This is a genomic window from Arthrobacter sp. K4-10C (assembly GCF_059090085.1).
Genome location: NZ_JBNHFI010000001.1, coordinates 409,815 through 425,918 on the forward strand (window position 1 = coordinate 409,815; position 16,104 = coordinate 425,918).

12 protein-coding genes are annotated in these 16,104 nt (G+C 64.6%); 2 read left to right on the forward strand and 10 right to left on the reverse strand.

What is annotated here, in order from left to right; genetic code table 11:
* Positions 1–2 precede the first annotated feature (2 nt).
* Positions 3–1,526, reverse strand: a complete 1,524-nt coding sequence (exaC, locus tag AC5RUU_RS01935; RefSeq protein WP_493973513.1) for an acetaldehyde dehydrogenase ExaC — start codon at positions 1,524–1,526, stop codon at positions 3–5.
* Between the two features lie 142 nt (positions 1,527–1,668).
* Positions 1,669–3,009 (reverse strand): GAF domain-containing protein, encoded by a 1,341-nt coding sequence (locus tag AC5RUU_RS01940; RefSeq protein ID WP_493973514.1) that lies wholly within the window; start codon positions 3,007–3,009, stop codon positions 1,669–1,671.
* Between the two features lie 200 nt (positions 3,010–3,209).
* Between AC5RUU_RS01940 and galE the strand changes: the two genes are divergently transcribed.
* A complete protein-coding gene (gene galE / locus AC5RUU_RS01945; RefSeq protein WP_493973515.1) occupies positions 3,210–4,229 on the forward strand; it encodes a UDP-glucose 4-epimerase GalE in 1,020 nt (339 codons plus the stop codon).
* On the opposite strand, the gene AC5RUU_RS01950 is transcribed toward galE, so the two are convergent.
* Complete coding sequence (locus AC5RUU_RS01950) at positions 4,226–5,668, reverse strand: FAD-dependent oxidoreductase (RefSeq protein WP_493973516.1); 1,443 nt, start codon at positions 5,666–5,668, stop codon at positions 4,226–4,228. The genes galE and AC5RUU_RS01950 overlap by 4 nt on opposite strands.
* A 78-nt stretch (positions 5,669–5,746) precedes the next feature.
* Positions 5,747–6,745, reverse strand: a complete 999-nt coding sequence (locus AC5RUU_RS01955) for a DNA topoisomerase IB (RefSeq protein ID WP_493973517.1) — start codon at positions 6,743–6,745, stop codon at positions 5,747–5,749.
* 104 nt (positions 6,746–6,849) lie between these two features.
* Between AC5RUU_RS01955 and rarD the strand changes: the two genes are divergently transcribed.
* The gene (rarD, locus tag AC5RUU_RS01960) at positions 6,850–7,911 is read left to right on the forward strand and encodes an EamA family transporter RarD (RefSeq protein WP_493973518.1); all 1,062 of its coding nucleotides are present in this window, start codon (positions 6,850–6,852) and stop codon (positions 7,909–7,911) included.
* 7 nt (positions 7,912–7,918) lie between these two features.
* On the opposite strand, the gene AC5RUU_RS01965 is transcribed toward rarD, so the two are convergent.
* The 6 genes from AC5RUU_RS01965 to gabT all read right to left on the reverse strand — a co-directional run bounded on the left by AC5RUU_RS01965 (position 7,919) and on the right by gabT (position 16,104).
* Entirely contained in the window at positions 7,919–8,587 is a 669-nt protein-coding gene (locus AC5RUU_RS01965) for a spherulation-specific family 4 protein (protein WP_493973519.1), read from the reverse strand.
* Positions 8,588–8,718: 131 nt separating this feature from the next.
* Entirely contained in the window at positions 8,719–9,489 is a 771-nt protein-coding gene (locus AC5RUU_RS01970) for a hypothetical protein (protein WP_493973520.1), read from the reverse strand.
* A gap of 38 nt (positions 9,490–9,527) precedes the next feature.
* Complete coding sequence (locus AC5RUU_RS01975; RefSeq protein WP_493973521.1) at positions 9,528–10,541, reverse strand: hypothetical protein; 1,014 nt, start codon at positions 10,539–10,541, stop codon at positions 9,528–9,530.
* The gene (locus AC5RUU_RS01980; RefSeq protein ID WP_493973522.1) at positions 10,541–12,199 is read right to left on the reverse strand and encodes a hypothetical protein; all 1,659 of its coding nucleotides are present in this window, start codon (positions 12,197–12,199) and stop codon (positions 10,541–10,543) included. Before AC5RUU_RS01980 ends, AC5RUU_RS01975 begins: the two co-directional genes overlap by 1 nt.
* Positions 12,183–13,760: a GT4 family glycosyltransferase PelF gene (pelF, locus tag AC5RUU_RS01985; protein WP_493973523.1), complete on the reverse strand. Its 1,578-nt coding sequence runs from the start codon at positions 13,758–13,760 to the stop codon at positions 12,183–12,185. The genes AC5RUU_RS01980 and pelF overlap by 17 nt, the downstream gene beginning before the upstream one ends.
* Positions 13,761–14,733: 973 nt before the next feature.
* On the reverse strand, positions 14,734–16,104 hold the full coding sequence (gene gabT / locus AC5RUU_RS01990) for a 4-aminobutyrate--2-oxoglutarate transaminase (RefSeq protein ID WP_493973524.1): 1,371 nt from the start codon (positions 16,102–16,104) through the stop codon (positions 14,734–14,736).

Consider the following 16,104-nt stretch of genomic DNA (forward strand, 5'->3'; position numbering starts at 1 on the left):
GGTTAGAAGAAGCCGAGCTTGTTCTCGTCGTAGCTGACCAGCAGGTTCTTGGTCTGCTGGTAGTGGTCCAGCATCATGGCGTGGTTCTCGCGCCCGATGCCCGAGGACTTGTAGCCGCCGAACGCGGCACCTGCCGGGTAGGCGTGGTAGTTGTTGACCCATACGCGGCCGGCCTGGATTTCGCGGCCTGCACAAAAGGCGATGTTTCCGTTACGGGACCAGACGCCGGCGCCCAGTCCGTAGAGGGTGTCGTTGGCGATGCCCATGGCGTCGTTGTAGTCGCTGAACTTCGTCACCGAGACCACGGGGCCGAAGATCTCCTCCTGGAAAATCCGCATCCTGTTGTGGCCTTCGAAGACGGTGGGCTGGACGTAGTAGCCCCCGGCGAGGTCGCCGGGCAGTTCGGCACGGCCGCCGCCGGCGAGGACTTTGGCACCTTCCTGCCTGCCGATGTCGATGTAGGAGAGGATCTTCTCGAGCTGGTCGTTGGAGGCCTGGGCGCCCACCTGGGTGTCGGTGTCCAGCGGGTTGCCCTGCACCATTTTTTCCACCCGGGCGACGGCGTCGGCCATGAATGATTCGTAGATGTCTTCCTGGACCAGGGCGCGGGACGGGCAGGTGCACACCTCGCCCTGGTTGAAGGCGAACAGCGCGAAGCCTTCCTGCGCCTTGTCGTAAAAGGCGTCGTTGGCCTGGGCGACGTCGTTGAAGAAGATGTTGGGGCTCTTGCCGCCGAGTTCGAGCGTGACTGGGATCAGGTTCTGGCTGGCATACTGGCTGATCAGGCGGCCTGTGGTGGTCTCGCCGGTGAAGGCAATCTTGCGGATCCGCGGGCTGGATGCCAGCGGCTTGCCGGCTTCCACGCCAAAGCCGTTGACCACGTTCACCACGCCGGCGGGCAGGAGGTCGCCAATTAGTTCCATGAGCACCAGGATGGACGACGGCGTCTGCTCGGCCGGCTTGAGGACGACGGCGTTGCCGGCCGCGAGCGCAGGTGCCAGCTTCCAGACGGCCATGAGGATGGGGAAGTTCCAGGGGATGATCTGGCCTACGACACCGAGCGGCTCGTGGAAGTGGTAGGCGGTGGTGTCGTCGTCCAACTGGGACAGCCTGCCCTCCTGGGCACGGACAGCGGAGGCGAAGTACCGGAAGTGGTCCGACGCGAGCGGCAGGTCGGCGTTGAGCGTTTCGCGGACGGGTTTGCCGTTGTCCCAGGTTTCGGCGACGGCGAGCATTTCCAGGTTTTCGTCGATCCGGTCGGCGATCCTGTTGAGGATAGCGGCCCGTTCCGCGACGCATGTCCTGCCCCAGGACGGTGCGGCCTTGTGCGCTGCGTCCAGTGCCAGGTCGATGTCCTCGGCGGTGCCGCGGGCCACCTCACAGAAGGGCTTTCCTGTCACCGGCGTGATGTTCTCGAAGTACTGCCCCTTCACCGGGGCAACCCATTCACCGCCGATCCAGTTCTCGTAGCGGTCCTTGAAGGTGACCTTCGATCCCTCGGTTCCGGGCTGTGCGTACACGGTCATTGCTAGCTCCTTTGCTGTGCAGAAGGCTTGCCCGAGCGGGCGTTTGCCGTAAAGCCAGCGTAGGAGCGGGCAGGTTGCAGCAAGGTTGCAACCAGGTGATCCAGCTCACGAAGCGATGACCGCGCCTCTCCGCACCACCGCCTTAGGCGTGGAGTTCGGCTTCCAGCCGTTCCAGGTCAGCGACGACGGCGGCCCGCTTGGGTGAGCGCGCCGGAAGGAGGCGCAGCGCGGCGCGGCGGACTCCGACGTCGTCCCTTGCCTCGGGGAGGTCCGCGTACTTGAGCAGGGCCTCGGCACTGCCATCGGTCAGGACCGCCTCGCGCAGCAGCGACGAGACCTTATGCCGCAGCTCGATAATGCCGGGGGCCTCCGACCTCGGCAGCACGGCGCCGCGGTAGATCTCCAGGGCGATGCGGTGGGCGCCGCGCTGGAGGCAGCTCAGCACCTGGCCGCTGTCCGGCACCACGTCCAGCGGAAGGCGGTAGGGCCGGGAGCCGGGAACGGCGTCCGGGTGGAGCTCCTGGAGGACCTTTCGCAGGCGGACCATCTCGGCGCGCAGCGTCACGGTGGAACCCTCACCCGGATAGAGCAGGACGCTGAGTCCCTCGGCAGTGAGCCCGTCCTGATGGGTGCTGAGCAACGCAAGGATCTCGCTGTGCCGTGCGGACAGCACCACCGTCCTGCCCTCGAGGCTGAGCAGGGCCTGGTCGCGGCCCAGCAGCTGAAGGCTGTTCCGGTACAGGCTGCCTTCCTTGCCGCCTGCCCGTGGTGCGCGGGAAGCGGAAGCCCCTGCCCGGCGTCGTGCAGGGCTGATGGCGGGATCCGCGGCAAGCTGCAGCCGCTCGACGCGCAGCTGCGCCTGGGCAGCCGCCACGGTGGCCTCCACCAGGGACAAGGTGTGGGGCGCCACCGCGGTGTCTGTCCCAGTAATGTCCACGACCCCCAGGACGGCGCCGGAATCGGGGTCGTGGAACGGGACGGCGGTGCAACTCCAGGCGTGGACTGCGCGCTGGTAATGCTCAGCCCCGGCAATCTGGATTCCCCGGCCAAGGGCCAGGGCGGTGCCCGGGGCACTGGTGCCCACCGTGGCCTCGGACCAATCGGCGCCGGCGACGAACATCATGCCTTCGGCCCGCCGCTGCAGCGCCGGGTCGCCGTCCACCCACAGCAACCGTCCCACCTCATCACCCACTGCCACCAGCAGCCCGCTGTCGTGGCTGGGCTGGACCAGGAGCTTGTTGATGACCGGCATGATGGCGGCCAGCGGGTGCTGGCTGCGGTAGTCTTCCAGCTCATCCGCATCCAGGGCGAGCGGGGCGGCGGGGTTGTCCGGGTTGGCCTTGAAGCTGACCGAACGCTGCCAGGATTCCCGGATCAGGGGGCGGAGAATGCCGGGGGCATCCGGAAGGGCCCGGCCGTCGAGCTGCTCGTGGGCGGCAAGGGCGCCGCGCTGCAGCGGTTCGGGCTGCATCAGGTTCCGCATTGAACTCCTGTTGGGCTTCTTTCGGGCATTGGCGCCCCTCAGACCGCGTGTGGGCAGTAGTTTATCCCGCGGGCACAAGGCCCCGCCCGTGCCTGGGAGGTTTTCCCGCGCACGGGTTGGCACTCCAGGCCGCGCATATGTCAGCGCTGACGCGCCTGAAAGAGTTCCTCCGGGGCGCTGACACTTCTAAGCTGTGGTGCATGAAGGTATTGGTTACCGGCGGGGCCGGCTACATCGGATCGCATACTACGCTTTGCCTCAGCGAAGAAGGGCACGACGTCGTAGTGCTGGACAACCTGGTGAACTCGAATCCTGAATCACTTCGAAGAGTGGAGCAGTTAACCGGCAGGCGCCTCGAATTCAGGCAGTTGGACCTGATGGATGCAGAGGCTGTCAATCGTCTTCTCGCTGAGGGCGGCTTCGAGGCAGTCATCCACTTCGCCGGATTGAAGGCAGTGGGGGAATCCGTTGAAAAGCCCCTGCACTACTACCGGAACAACATCATGGGCACACTGAACCTGTTGCAGGCCATGGATACCCATGGGGTCCGCCGGCTCGTTTTCAGCTCCTCGGCCACTGTCTACGGGGCTTCGCAGGATGTCCCGCTGACCGAAAAGGCTCCGCTGGATGCCACCAACCCGTACGGCCGGACCAAGGAACAGATCGAAGACATTCTCACTGATCTGGGCGCAGCAGATCCCGACTGGAGCATTGCCCTCCTCCGCTACTTCAACCCGGTCGGCGCCCACGAAAGCGGGCTGATAGGCGAAGATCCGGTTGGCATCCCCAACAACCTGCTGCCATTCGTCGCCCAGGTCGCCGTGGGGCGCCGGGAAAAGGTCATGGTCTTCGGCAACGACTACCCCACCCCTGACGGCACCGGGATCCGCGACTACATCCATGTCATGGACCTGGCGTCCGGCCACCTGGCCGCTTTGGGCTACCTGGCAAACAAAAAGGGTGTATTCCGTTGGAACCTCGGCACCGGCAAAGGCTCCTCTGTCTTGGAGGTTATTGACGCCTTCAGTGCTGTGGTGGGCCGGCCCATACCGTACGAAATCACCGGCCGGCGCCCGGGAGACTCCGCAGTCAGCTATGCCGATCCGTCCGCTGCCCTCGCTGATTTGAGTTGGGCGGCCCGCAGGGATCTCCGCCAGATGTGCCAGGACCACTGGCGATGGCAGCAGACAAACCCGATGGGTTACTCCCCGGAGGGCTAGGCGCTGGGTGTTTCGCGGGAAATCCTGATCATTTCCTCGCGCGGGACCACCTTGATCCGTTCACGGACCACATGGTCCAGCCCTTCGGGCCCGGTCCAGGCTGCGCCCAGTCCGGCTTCGTGGGCGTCCAGCTTGTTCCAGCCCTCCCAGGTGGTGTATTCAATGCCGCGCTCTTCGAGCAGGTTGATGATCGCCTGCGGGTCCGGGTTCTGGGCCGGCGGCAATGTCAGCCGGTCCTCGAGCAGGAAGCCGATGGTCTCCAGGGCGTCCCCCTTGGTATGGCCGATGAGGCCTACCGGGCCGCGCTTGATCCAGCCCGTGGCGTAGATGCCGGGAACCGGGTTGCCGCCCGCGTCCAGGACGCGGCCGCCCTCATTGGGGATGACGCCCCGCTTGGCGTCGTACTCCAGCTCGTCCAGGGGCGAACCGTGGTAGCCGATGGCGCGGTAGACGGCCTGGACGGGGTACTCGATGTACTCGCCGGTGCCCTTGGCATTGCCGGTGCCGTCCAGCTGCATCCGCTCGAACTTGACCCCGCCCACCTTGCCCGTGCCGTCGTCGAGCACTTCAACCGGACTGTGCAGGAAGTGCAGGTGCAGGCGGCGGGAGGACGGATTCTCTGACTCGGCATGTTCCTCCACCAGCCAGTTGGTGAGGGTGTTCACCATGGTTTTGATCTGGTTGTTGCTGCGGATCGCTTCGTCAGAGGCGTCATCGAATTCGAAGTCCTCCGGGTAGAGCACAATGTCCACGTCATCCATGTGGCTGAGCTCCCGCAGCTCCAGCGGAGTGAACTTCACCTGGGCCGGACCGCGGCGGCCGAACACGTGCACGTCCGTGACCGGGGAGGACTTCAGCCCCTGGTAGACGTTGTCCGGGATCTCGGTACTGAGCAGCTCCTCCGGGTGCTTGACCAGCATGCGGGCCACGTCCAGGGCCACGTTCCCGTTTCCGATCACCGCGATCTCCCTGGCGTCCAGCGGCCATTCGCGGGGGACGTCGGGGTGCCCGTCGTACCAGGATACAAAATCGGCGCCGCCGAAAGATCCGTGCAGCTCAATCCCCGGGATGTTCAGGTCCGCGTCCTTGACCGCGCCGGTGGAGAAGATCACGGCGTCATAGAAGGCGCGGAAATCGTGCAGGGTGAGGTCCCGGCCATACGTCACGTTGCCAAGGAACCTGATGTCGCCGCGGTCCAGTACCTTGTGCAGGGCGTTGACGATGCCCTTGATCCGGGGGTGGTCCGGGGCAACGCCGTAGCGGATCAGACCGTAGGGGGCCGGGTAGGCCTCGAAGAGGTCGATGCTGACCTCGAAGTCCCCGTCCTTGACCCCGCTGGATTTGGTGAGGATGTCCGCAGCATATACTCCTGCCGGTCCTGCGCCCACAATGGCGACGCGAAGCGGACGGGTGGAAGCTGATTCGCTGGAGGTGGACACCGGGAGCCCTTCTGAACTGGTCCTTCATTGCACAATGAGGATGCGCCGGAGGTAGCGCACAGTCCCTTATTCTAGGCCTCAGCCGCTCTTCGCCAGCGGGACCACGTTGCCTTCGCGGTAAAGCAGCGCCCGAAGCTCGGCCTCCGCGGAATCAGGCCGCTTCGGGTCGATGGTTTCGCCCTGGTGGTAGTGGTCCAGCACCCGTGGGTCCACATAGCTCTTCCGGGCGATCGACGGCGTGTTTCCCAGGACCTCGGAAGCTTCGTACATCGCGCGGCTGATGGCCCGCTTGCGCTTGGCTGCCGTCCGCTGCGCCCCGGTCCGGGCCAGGCTGGCGGCAGCTGCCACCGTGCCCCGGAGGGTCCGGAAGTCCTTGGCCGTGAAGTCCGAACCCGTCCGTTCCTTCACGTACGTGTTGATATCGGCGCTGGTGACAGGCCGCCAGTTCCTTCCCTCCTTATAGGCAAGGAGCCGGGCGTTCGGGCCGCGCCGCTTGAGCAGGCGCAGCAGGGCGGCGAGGTCGGCGTCGCGCATTTCCGATTCCCAGTCCTTGCCGCTCTTGCCGGGGAACCTCAGCAGGATCCGGTCCTTGCGGACCTGGACGTGGGCGCAGAGCAGGGTGGCGAGTCCGCGGCTGCCGTTTTCATTGGTGTAACGCTCTGAGCCCACGCGCAGCGAACCGCTGTCCAGCATCCTGAAAGCCCCGGCCAGGACGCGCTCACGGGAAAATCCCTCGCTGCGCAGGTCCATGGTGACCCGCCGCCGGGCGGACGGAAGCGACTCGGCCAACTGGAGGGCGCGGTCGAATTTCAGCCGGTCCTTCCGTTCCCGCCATTCCGGATGGTAGATGTACTGGCGCCGGCCCACGGCATCCACGCCGGTGGCCTGGATGTGCCCGTTTTCAAACGGGGCGATCCACACGTCCGTCCAGGCAGGCGGAATCCCGATGCTTTCCAGGCGGTCCCGGATTGGGCCGGACGGCAGTGTTGCACCATCAAGGTCCCGGTAGCTGAAACCCTTGCCCGCGGGCACACGGCGGTACCCGCGGCCCGAGGCGTTGCTGCGCCGGAGCCTCATGGCAGGGCCTTCAGACGGTCGGCAAATATCATAAAAGCAAGCCTACTGACTATTTTGGGTTTTCCGGCCTGCCGGCTTGGAATACCTGTCCTGCGGCTGGTGTTATGGGTTTCGTGCCTATCCCCGAAGGACCCGTCCCCAGCAGTCCCCCGGCCCCGTCGGCCGTACCGCCGGGGCGGCAGTCTTCCACCGGTGCAGCAGGGCGCCAGGCTCCCGGCGCACCCAAGGCAGTGGACAAAGAGACGACGGCGGGAATCCTCTTTGGCATCGGGGCGTACGGGCTCTGGGGGCTGCTCCCGCTGTACTTCTTCGTGCTTATGCCGGCCGGCGCCGTCGAAATCGTGGCCAACCGGGTGGTGTGGTCACTGCTGTTCTGCGCCCTGCTGATCACCGTGACCCGTGCCTGGCCGGTCCTGGTTGCGGCATTCCGGGACCGGGCGGTGTTCGGCAGCCTTGCCGTCGCGGCCATGCTCATCGCCGTGAACTGGCTGACCTATACCTACGGCGTGACCACCAACCAGGCCGTGGAAGCCTCGCTGGGCTACTTCATCAACCCGCTGGTTTCAGTCCTCCTTGGCGTGTTCGTCCTCAAGGAGAGGCTGCGTCCCCTGCAATGGGCCGCCGTCGGCATTGGCTTCGTTGCGGTGGGCGTGCTCACCTACTCCTACGGGAAGCTGCCATGGATCGCCCTGACGCTGGCTTTCAGCTTCGGCCTCTACGGCTTCGTGAAAAAACGGGTGGGCCCCAAGGTGGACGCGGTGACCAGCCTCAGCGTGGAAACCATGGTGCTCGCCCCTTTCGCGGCCGCCACCATGGTTTACCTGGGCGCGGCGGGATCTGCGACGCTTACCACACAGGGCCCGGGGCATTTCTGGCTGCTGCTGGCCTCCGGCATCATCACTGCCGTCCCGCTGCTCTTCTTCGGTGCTTCCGCCCGCCGGTTGCCGATGACCACCATCGGCCTGCTGCAGTACTTCGCTCCCCTGCTGCAGTTCATCCTGGCGCTGCTCGTGTTCCACGAAGCGATGACGCTGGCCCGCTGGATTGGGTTCGCTGTGGTGTGGGTGGCACTGCTGGTCCTCACCGTGGATATGCTCCGCACGGCCCGGAAGAATTCAGTGGCCAAACGCGAGGTCGCCCCCGGTCGCAACGCTTCGGAACGCTGACTCCGGGCTACTCTTCCAAGGCGTCCCGCTTCTCCGCCCAGTATGTCGGAAGGCTGTCGTAGGGGTTTGGTTCTTCATCGTCAGTCACGAACAGCTTTTCGACCCCCTGCCCGCGGGCCCGGTTTACCACCTCATCCAGCCGGTCCTGGGGAGCACCGCTGACGATATGCCACACCTCGGTACGCGTCTGCGCCCGAAGCCACTCCGGGGGTTCTTTCGCTGAGAAGTAGTTCTCCATCGGATCTTCGAAGGTCACAATGGCGTCGGCGAACTCAAAGTAGCCGCGGTCTGGCATTATTCCGGGGTTGAGGACCGCAATCCCTCCAGACCCGTGGACCACATCGGCGTAGTCCGCATAAGTATCGACCTCCTCCGAAACCGATGCCGCCTCGTCCAGGAAGATATCGTCCACGCCGTACCATTCCCGCCAGCGGTTGATGTCTTCTGTGACGGCAGCCGCCTCGCGCTCACCCCACCCGGTCATGACGTAGCCCAACACCCGGACACCTGCATCACGCAAAGTCCTGACCAGTTGGACGTGCCGTTCCGATGTTGCCGCACCGGGTCCGTTGTGGGGGTTGACGATGACATCGCGTACCTGTGGCGCGGCTTCAACTACCGACTGCCAAAAACCCGAGTCCTTCGGGTCAACGTACGCCGGGATGGCAATATGCAAACCATCCGATCCCGTGGACGGGAGCGGGGTAGGGGGGTCCGGGTCCCCCAGCCCGCACCCCGCCAGGAAGCACAGCAGGGCGGACGCCAGAACGGCAGCGGCCGGCCGCTTGCGCCTATACCCGGCGGCTTTCACCGTCCGACCCAAAGCTCTGCGGGAGGCCTGATGAGGACATTGTCAACACAGCTGTAGACAGGGTCGGTGAGGTGGAAGGCATCTATGTTGTAACCCCGCAACTCGGCCAACACCCGCGACGCCAGAAGGTCGGCGTACTGGAGGTCCCTGCTCGTGGCAGTCTCGAAAAGGGTTATTCCCAGAGTCGCTTTATAGGCGGCCATTCTTGCCAGCTTCGGCCTGTACGTGGCCGGGGACAGGAACCTGCCATCTGACAGCACGTCGTTCTCGCCCAGGTAGCCGTCCCCCGGTCCCATTGTTACCGACCGCTTCAGGACGTCGTCGGGATCCCATGCGTTCGCCAGCACGCTTAGCCCCAGGGAATGTGCGTATTGCACTGCTGCGTCGAACCGGGCCCGGGTTACCCCGTAGTCTGCACCGGCGCAATCGAGAAGCATTCCCCGGACGCCGAGCCGGCACCAGGCATCCATACGCTCGCGCAGCTCCCCCATGGAGTGGTTGGGTTCCCCGTCGATAACTCCGAGGGTGACGTAGCCGTAGGGGTGCCCACCCCGGGCGGTGACCCCCGCCATGATCGGAGCCGCCAAAGGATCGCCCTCCGGCGTAGCGGTGTCGTCACCGAAAACCACCACCCCGTACCCGTCGAAGGCGGCGACGGCACGAGCCACGTGTTCGCGGGCGCCGTTGACGTAGCTCGGCCACCCGTAGTAGATGGCAAACGGCCAAATTGCCGCTTGCTGGGTGCCCTGGACGCGTGCGCCAGTCACCTGGGGTGGCGGTTTTCGGGTCCCGAACCTCCAGGCCTTCACTTCCGTACTACCTGCAGTTCGTCGCCGCCTGCATAATCAAAGGCCCCCAGCCGGACTGGCTCGCGCCCCTGCTCGGTAATCTCCAAGGTGCCGTTGCCCTTCGCAGCGTAGGGCGGAAGTTCCAGCGTGGCATTGCCGCCGTGCGTTGCCACCGACTCTCCCAAGGTCGCGCCCTGGTTGTCAACGAGCCTCACGGCGGCGCCGTCGGGCAACCCGTGAAGCTGCAAGTGGTCGTCCTTGGCTACCCAAAAGTTCTGGAACGAGGAAACGAACGGCGTCTTGACGGCCTGCACCTCAAGGTACGGCTGGTAAGGAGCCTGGATGTCCAACTGGAGCTCGTCGGAGTGGAACACCTGTTCGCTGCCGAACCAGACCGTCAGCGTGCGCCGGCCGTCCGTACGCAGGGTAATTTCCTGGGTGTCCGGTGCGTCAGCCGCCGGAGTGCTGTTCCAGTAGTTGACGTATGCGGCGTTCCTCACATGCCCATACATATAGCCCACCCGCCAGGCTGTGGTTCCTCCCGTGCTGTCGGCTGACAGCACAATGAAGTTGATCAGGCCGGTGATCTTGGTGGAGGCAGTCTGGACGGCGAAGACTGCCTGGCCGACCTGGTCGAGCGACTGGATCTGTCCGAGCTGTTTCGACATCCGCACATGGAAGATGCTGGTCTCCGGATATGCGTCGTGCGTTACAGCGAAGTAGCCATTGTGGCTCTCAGCCTTCGGCATCGGCTCCACGCCAACCTGGAGGCCGTCGTCGGTGGCACGCACGAAGGCGAGATCAGGGTCGGTGTCACCATTGAACTCATAGGTGTCCTGTAGCACCCGGCTCGGGATGGCCTTGTCGAAGGGATTGTCCATAAGAGTGCCTTCGGTGGTCCGCAGCAGTTGCCACTGACCGGACGAAGCGAGGACAGTTCCCTCATCGTTGAGCACGCTGGCGGCGGAGGCGCCGGCAGCCGTGAGCCCTACGGCGGTCAGTATTGCCACGATAGTCCTGGAGAGTCTCATTAGAACGCCCTGAAGTAGCTGAGATCGAATTGACGGAACATGCGGTAGGCGGCCACCGAAGTCACAATCGCGAACACTGCCGACCCCGCCATCAGGCCAATGACGGGACCCAGAATGTCGTCCCACTCATAGGCAAGGATCAGTCCTGTCGCCAGGGACACACCCGCTCCGATCCAAACCACGGCTGCAGGCATCCGGGCCCTGCCGAGGCTGAACAACTGCCCGGTGTTGAAAGCGCCAATCCCCAATAAGAGGTAACCGATCAGCGACATGGTGTATACCTCTTTGGCCATCTGGAGGTGCACCGTCAAGAGGCTCACCGTAGCGAGCCAGTCTGTGGCACCCAGCAGGAGAGCACCGCTGACCAGCCCGACAAGCACCGTGACAAGCAGGTGCCGGCGGTAGAAACGGAGCAGCACGCGGTTGATTCCGTCATTGCCGGAGACACTGTGCCGCCTCATCTCGCGCCGCACCGTCGCAGGGAGCAGGAAACCTGCAGCGATCGCGTAGGTGAGGGTCGGAACAAGGATGAGCAAGCCGGTGCCGACACCCACCTGGTACAGCCCGTTGTAGTGGAAGACACCCATCCATAGGCCGCCCGCCACCAACTGGTCGACAATAAGGAGCACAAAGAAACCCGTCCCGTAGGCCCAGTAGGCACGCACGGAACGCGCCACCGGGCCAAGCCGTGGCGCCAGGACAGACCTGCTGGCACTTGATGTGTGTTCGTTCCCGACGGGTGGTGCTGCCAGCCGCCGCAGGACCCGGACATCGAACAGGACGGCGATAACCACAGTGGTCCACAATGCGCTGAACTGGACCCACTGGGCAGTGAAGAGGTTGATGTAGTTTCCCTCAGTGATCCACAGCCCGCCGATCACGGCAACCAGCCCGCCAGCGGAAGCAGCGATCACCACTTCCCGCATGGCGCGGGCCAGGTACAGCGGCGAGAAGGCCAGCAGCAGGACCCCGATGGAGATTCCGAAGAACAGGAATGACCGGTTTGCGGCGGGCGTGTATGCCTCAACAACGTACTCCAGAAGCAGGTAGCTGCCACCGATGACCACGAGGAGCGCCACCAGGCCTGCGCCCAGCGTCCAGCGGAGCGCCCATTGCAGCAAAGGGGCGTTGTGCTGCAGCGAATAGAACAGCCCCCTCCGTGCGAACGCCTGCATGAATCCGCCGGTCACAATCAGAGCAGCAAACAATGCCAGGCTGACGGTAGTGGAGAACATTTGCGGAGTGATCGTGGACCAGAAGGAAACACGCGCTATTACCAGCGCGAGGACTGCAACGATCCACGGCGCAGAATAGAGCAGCGCGCGGCCAAGAAGTCCCAAGCTCATCCGGTCTGGCCCGGGCGGCGGCTCGGGGACATGGTCGATGCTGCCGACCGGGGGTTCGTCCACCGGCCCGCCGTAAAGCGGCAGGAGTGACTTCACCTTGCCGGCGAGCTCGAAGACGTCCCTGCAGCCCAGTTCACGCGCACGCTCGTCGCTGTAACCCAGGGTGGCGAGGATCACTGCCACCTCGAAGGCGTCCTGCGCTTCCCGTGTCCTGCCCGCGACGGAGCGCGCCTCGGCGTGCAAGTCCGGGCCCAGTTCGTCGAGATCCATTGTGAGTTCGGCGGGGAGGGGGTTCTCAGGCAACATCGTCATTGACCACTCCTTGGTAGAGGGCGCCGTATTTCTCAAGGAAGCGCTCCCGGGAGAACAGGCCGACCGCGCGCTCCCGGAACTCCTCGCCGATTGCCGCACGTTCTGCCGGGGTTTTCCGGAAGAGGGCTATCAGCGCGTTAGCGAGCGCTGCCGGGTCTTGCGGCTCGACGAGCAGTTCGGGTCGGTTCAGTGCCTCCGGCACGCCGCCTACAGCAGTGGAGACAACCGGACGGCCACTGCTCATCGCCTCCACCACTGTGTAAGGGAACCCCTCCGAGACCGAGCAGAGCACCACAACGTCCGATTCCTGGTAGGCCCTCGCCGGGTCCTTCGTTGATCCCTCGAACACGACGTTGTCTTCGAGCTGCAGCATTGCCACGGCCAACCTGCAGCGTTGCGCATAGCGGCGGTCATCGTCAGGGCCATGGATCCGCAGGAGGACATCGGGAATTTCGCGACGAACCATGTTGAGGGCGGTGATGAGGCCAAGTACGTCCTTGAGCGGCTCAATACGCCCTACGTAGGCTATGGTCGGCCTGCTCAGCTCAACCGCTCGCGGAAAGAACTCGTCGGGGTTGACGCCGTTGTAGATGACCTCCAGCCGGCCGGGATCGGCCCCCAGCTCGTACTCCCACCTGGTGTTGTACTCGCAAACCGGCAGGACGGCGTCGGCAAGCGCGTAGGCACAGCGGGCAATCGAACGGTAGAGGTTGCCAAGCAGCACCTTCCGCAGGAGCGGGGTGTCATTCCGGACCAGATGAAGAACGCGTTCGCGAACGTAGACCCCGTGTTCGGTCAGGAGTAGTGGTACACCCCGGTAGGCTTTGGCTGCGACAGCGGGCAGCGCACATAATGCAGCACCCGACGAATGTGCCACGTCGACATCCGGAAGGGGTACCGCGAGAGGTGTCAGGTAGCGGTACAGCGAACGGGCGAAGTCGATTGCGTCGGCCATGGAAATGTCGGCCAGGAGCGAGTGTTCACTGAGCCGGGCACGCACCAGTTCCCAGCACCGCGGGTCACGCAAGCCCTCATGCAGGTCATTGTTCTCGGAGTACTTGGCGATGTCGGCGATGGCAGTGCCCAGTTCCCGCGGATCCCGGGGTTCCAACAGGTTTGCTACCAACTCCTCGTACGCAGGCAACAGCAAGTCCGCAAAGGCGCGCTCCCGCGACCGTCCCCGTAGCCTGGCCGGTCGCCGGGAATGTGCTGTTGGTTCGACGTATTCCTCCACTTTCTCCGTCCCCCACAGGGGGATGGGCAGCACCCGGACGTTGGGTGGGATGGAGAATGCGGGAGCTACGTCAGGGTTGCCTATCACGGCAGCCACCACGAACTCATGCTCAGGCAAGCCGTTTACGAGCTCATGGGCCCAGGTGGACACGCCTCCTTGAAAGTAGGGGTAGGTTCCCTCGGTCGTCAGCAGGATCCTCATGTCGCCGTCTTCACGCTCTCGCCAACACCGCGAGTGCTGTCCGCAAACTTCCGGGCCTGCTCGATGCACCATGCTGTCCGGTCGAGGTGTTGCAACTGGAGGAAGCATTTGGCAGCCGAAATCCATGCCTCGTGTGCCGTATTCGGCATGAGCCGGTTACGTTCCGCCGCCTGCACGTAGGCGGTTGCGGCGCTGGTAAGCAACTCCTCGCTTCGCTCCGCCAGGCCCTGCAAACGGGCTTGTTCTGCCGCCGCCCTGAACGCTATCGCAGCACGGCCGTGGCTGCCCTGCCTTGACCGCATCTCCGCTTCCCGGACGAAGCAAGTCATGGCCCTTTCGTGGCTTCCGGATCGGGCCGCTGCGTTGCCCTCTTCCCACATGTCGGTTTCCGGCGTGCCGGCCTGGACGCTCTGCTCACCAGCTGGGCCCGGACGCGGCTCGTTTGCGTCCCTGGACCCGAACAGGCGCCGGCCAGGGTGCCGGGGTCGGCCCGCAGAGGCCGGCCCTTGGTCCGCGAGGTGGGTCTTCCGGTCGTCAGTACCCGTTGACAACTGAGTCATTGCATCTCCCCTGTTCCGAGCGATATGTTTCACCGGCCTGGAGGTATCGCTTCCGTTGCGGGGATATCGTCAGCACATCGACGACGCACGCTCTCGGGATTGAAGTCTCGCTCACCATTTTCCTGCCAGCCGCGGCACCCTTGCCGGACCGGGAAACAAAATCTGTGGCCGCTGGAATCGTCTTTTGGTATTCGCTTATAGCGACGGGTTTCACAGTAGATCTCCTCAGAGTCTGACTTTTAAGGAGCCGCTGCTTAACCCCCCGGTGCTGTCCAAACTACGAGCCGCCCTGCTGACCTAACACGAGTACCGGGTACTCCAAAGGGAAGCTTGGGGCTACTTACAATGAGCTCTTCATGAAGCCGAGTGGCTAGGTGTTTTGGCCAGATAAGAGGGGGGGAATTAGGTAGCCTTCCTACCGGGTTAGGGGGGTGGGTAGGTACCCCGGCCCGGCGCTCTGACAACGAGAAAGGCAGCACCCCCGCCGCGTGGGGTGCTGCCTTTCCTGTTACTGCCTCGTTGGGACGCTTCGTGCTCCGTTAAGCGTTGGCCCTGATGGCCGCGGCCAGGACGTCCAGTCCGTCATTCAGCAGTTCATCGGTGATGACCAGCGGCGGCAGGAGACGGATGACGTTGCCGTAGGTGCCGCAGGTGAGGATGATGACGCCTTCCTTAAGGCAGGCGGCGGCAACGGCCTTGGTCAACTCCGGGTTCGGTTCCTTGGAGCCGGCCTGGACCAGTTCGATGGCCAGCATGGCGCCGCGGCCGCGGATGTCGCCGATGACAGACGAGCCGGCACCGCCAAGCTCAGCCTGCAGGTCCCGGAGGCGGCCGGTGGCAACGGATTCGATGTGGCGGGCCCGCCCGGCCAGGTCGTACTCCTGCATGGAGCCTATGGACGCCAGCGCCGCGGCGCAGGCCACCGGGTTGCCGCCGTAGGTTCCGCCCAGGCCGCCGGGGTGGACGGCGTCGAGCAGGTCGGCGCGTCCGGTGATCGCGGACAGCGGCATGCCGCCGGCGATGCCCTTGGCCATGGTCATGATGTCCGGGACGATGCCCTCGTGGTTGACGGCGAACCATTCGCCGGTACGGCAGAATCCGGACTGCACCTCGTCGGCGATGAAGACGATGCCCTTTTCCTTGGCCCAGCCGGCCAAGGCGGGGAGGAAGCCTTCGGCCGGGACGATGAAGCCGCCCTCACCCTGGATGGGTTCGATGATGATCGCGGCAACCTGGTCCCCGCCGATTTGCTTCTCGATCATGGTGATGGCGCGCTTGGCGGCCTCGGCGCCCGTGATGCCGGGATTTTCCTCGCGGTACGGGTAGCTCATGGGCATGCGGTAGACCTCGGGCGCGAACGGGCCGAAGTTGGTCTTGTACGGCATGGCCTTGGCGGTGAGCGCCATCGTGAGGTTTGTGCGGCCGTGGTAGGCGTGGTCGAAAGCCACGACGGCGTCACGTCCGGTGGCGAGGCGGGCCACCTTGATGGCGTTTTCCACGGCTTCGGCGCCTGAGTTGAAGAGGACGGTGCGTTTTTCATGGTCGCCGGGGGTGAGACGGTTCAGCTGCTCCGCGACGGCCACGTAGCCCTCGTAGGGGGTAACCATGAAGCAGGTGTGGGTGAAGTGCTCCACGGCTTCCTTCACGGCACCGACGACGGCGGGGTCCGACGCGCCCACGCTGGTCACCGCGATGCCCGAGCCGAGGTCGATGAACGAGTTGCCGTCCACGTCCTGGATGATGCCGCCGTCGGCGTCTGCCACGTAGACGGGGACGCTGGAGGCGACGCCCGCGGCCACTACGGACTTGCGGCGTTCGGTCAGGGCGACGGACTTGGGTCCGGGAAAGTCGGCCTGGACGCGGCGCTTCTGCTCCAGCCGGTAGGTGATTTCTGATGCTGTTGCGGTCAT

Excerpts from the sequence above, each read along its gene's own strand:
- AC5RUU_RS01975 (WP_493973521.1), bottom strand. The coding sequence starts at position 10,541 with ATGAGACTCTCCAGGACTATCGTGGCAATACTGACCGCCGTAGGGCTC.
- gabT (WP_493973524.1), bottom strand. The coding sequence starts at position 16,104 with ATGACCGCAACAGCATCAGAAATCACCTACCGGCTGGAGCAGAAGCGC.
- AC5RUU_RS01940 (WP_493973514.1), bottom strand. The coding sequence starts at position 3,009 with ATGCGGAACCTGATGCAGCCCGAACCGCTGCAGCGCGGCGCCCTTGCC.
- AC5RUU_RS01980 (WP_493973522.1), bottom strand. The coding sequence starts at position 12,199 with ATGACGATGTTGCCTGAGAACCCCCTCCCCGCCGAACTCACAATGGAT.
- AC5RUU_RS01955 (WP_493973517.1), bottom strand. The coding sequence starts at position 6,745 with ATGAGGCTCCGGCGCAGCAACGCCTCGGGCCGCGGGTACCGCCGTGTG.
- galE (WP_493973515.1), top strand. The coding sequence starts at position 3,210 with ATGAAGGTATTGGTTACCGGCGGGGCCGGCTACATCGGATCGCATACT.
- rarD (WP_493973518.1), top strand. The coding sequence starts at position 6,850 with ATGGGTTTCGTGCCTATCCCCGAAGGACCCGTCCCCAGCAGTCCCCCG.
- exaC (WP_493973513.1), bottom strand. The coding sequence starts at position 1,526 with ATGACCGTGTACGCACAGCCCGGAACCGAGGGATCGAAGGTCACCTTC.
- pelF (WP_493973523.1), bottom strand. The coding sequence starts at position 13,760 with ATGGATTTCGGCTGCCAAATGCTTCCTCCAGTTGCAACACCTCGACCG.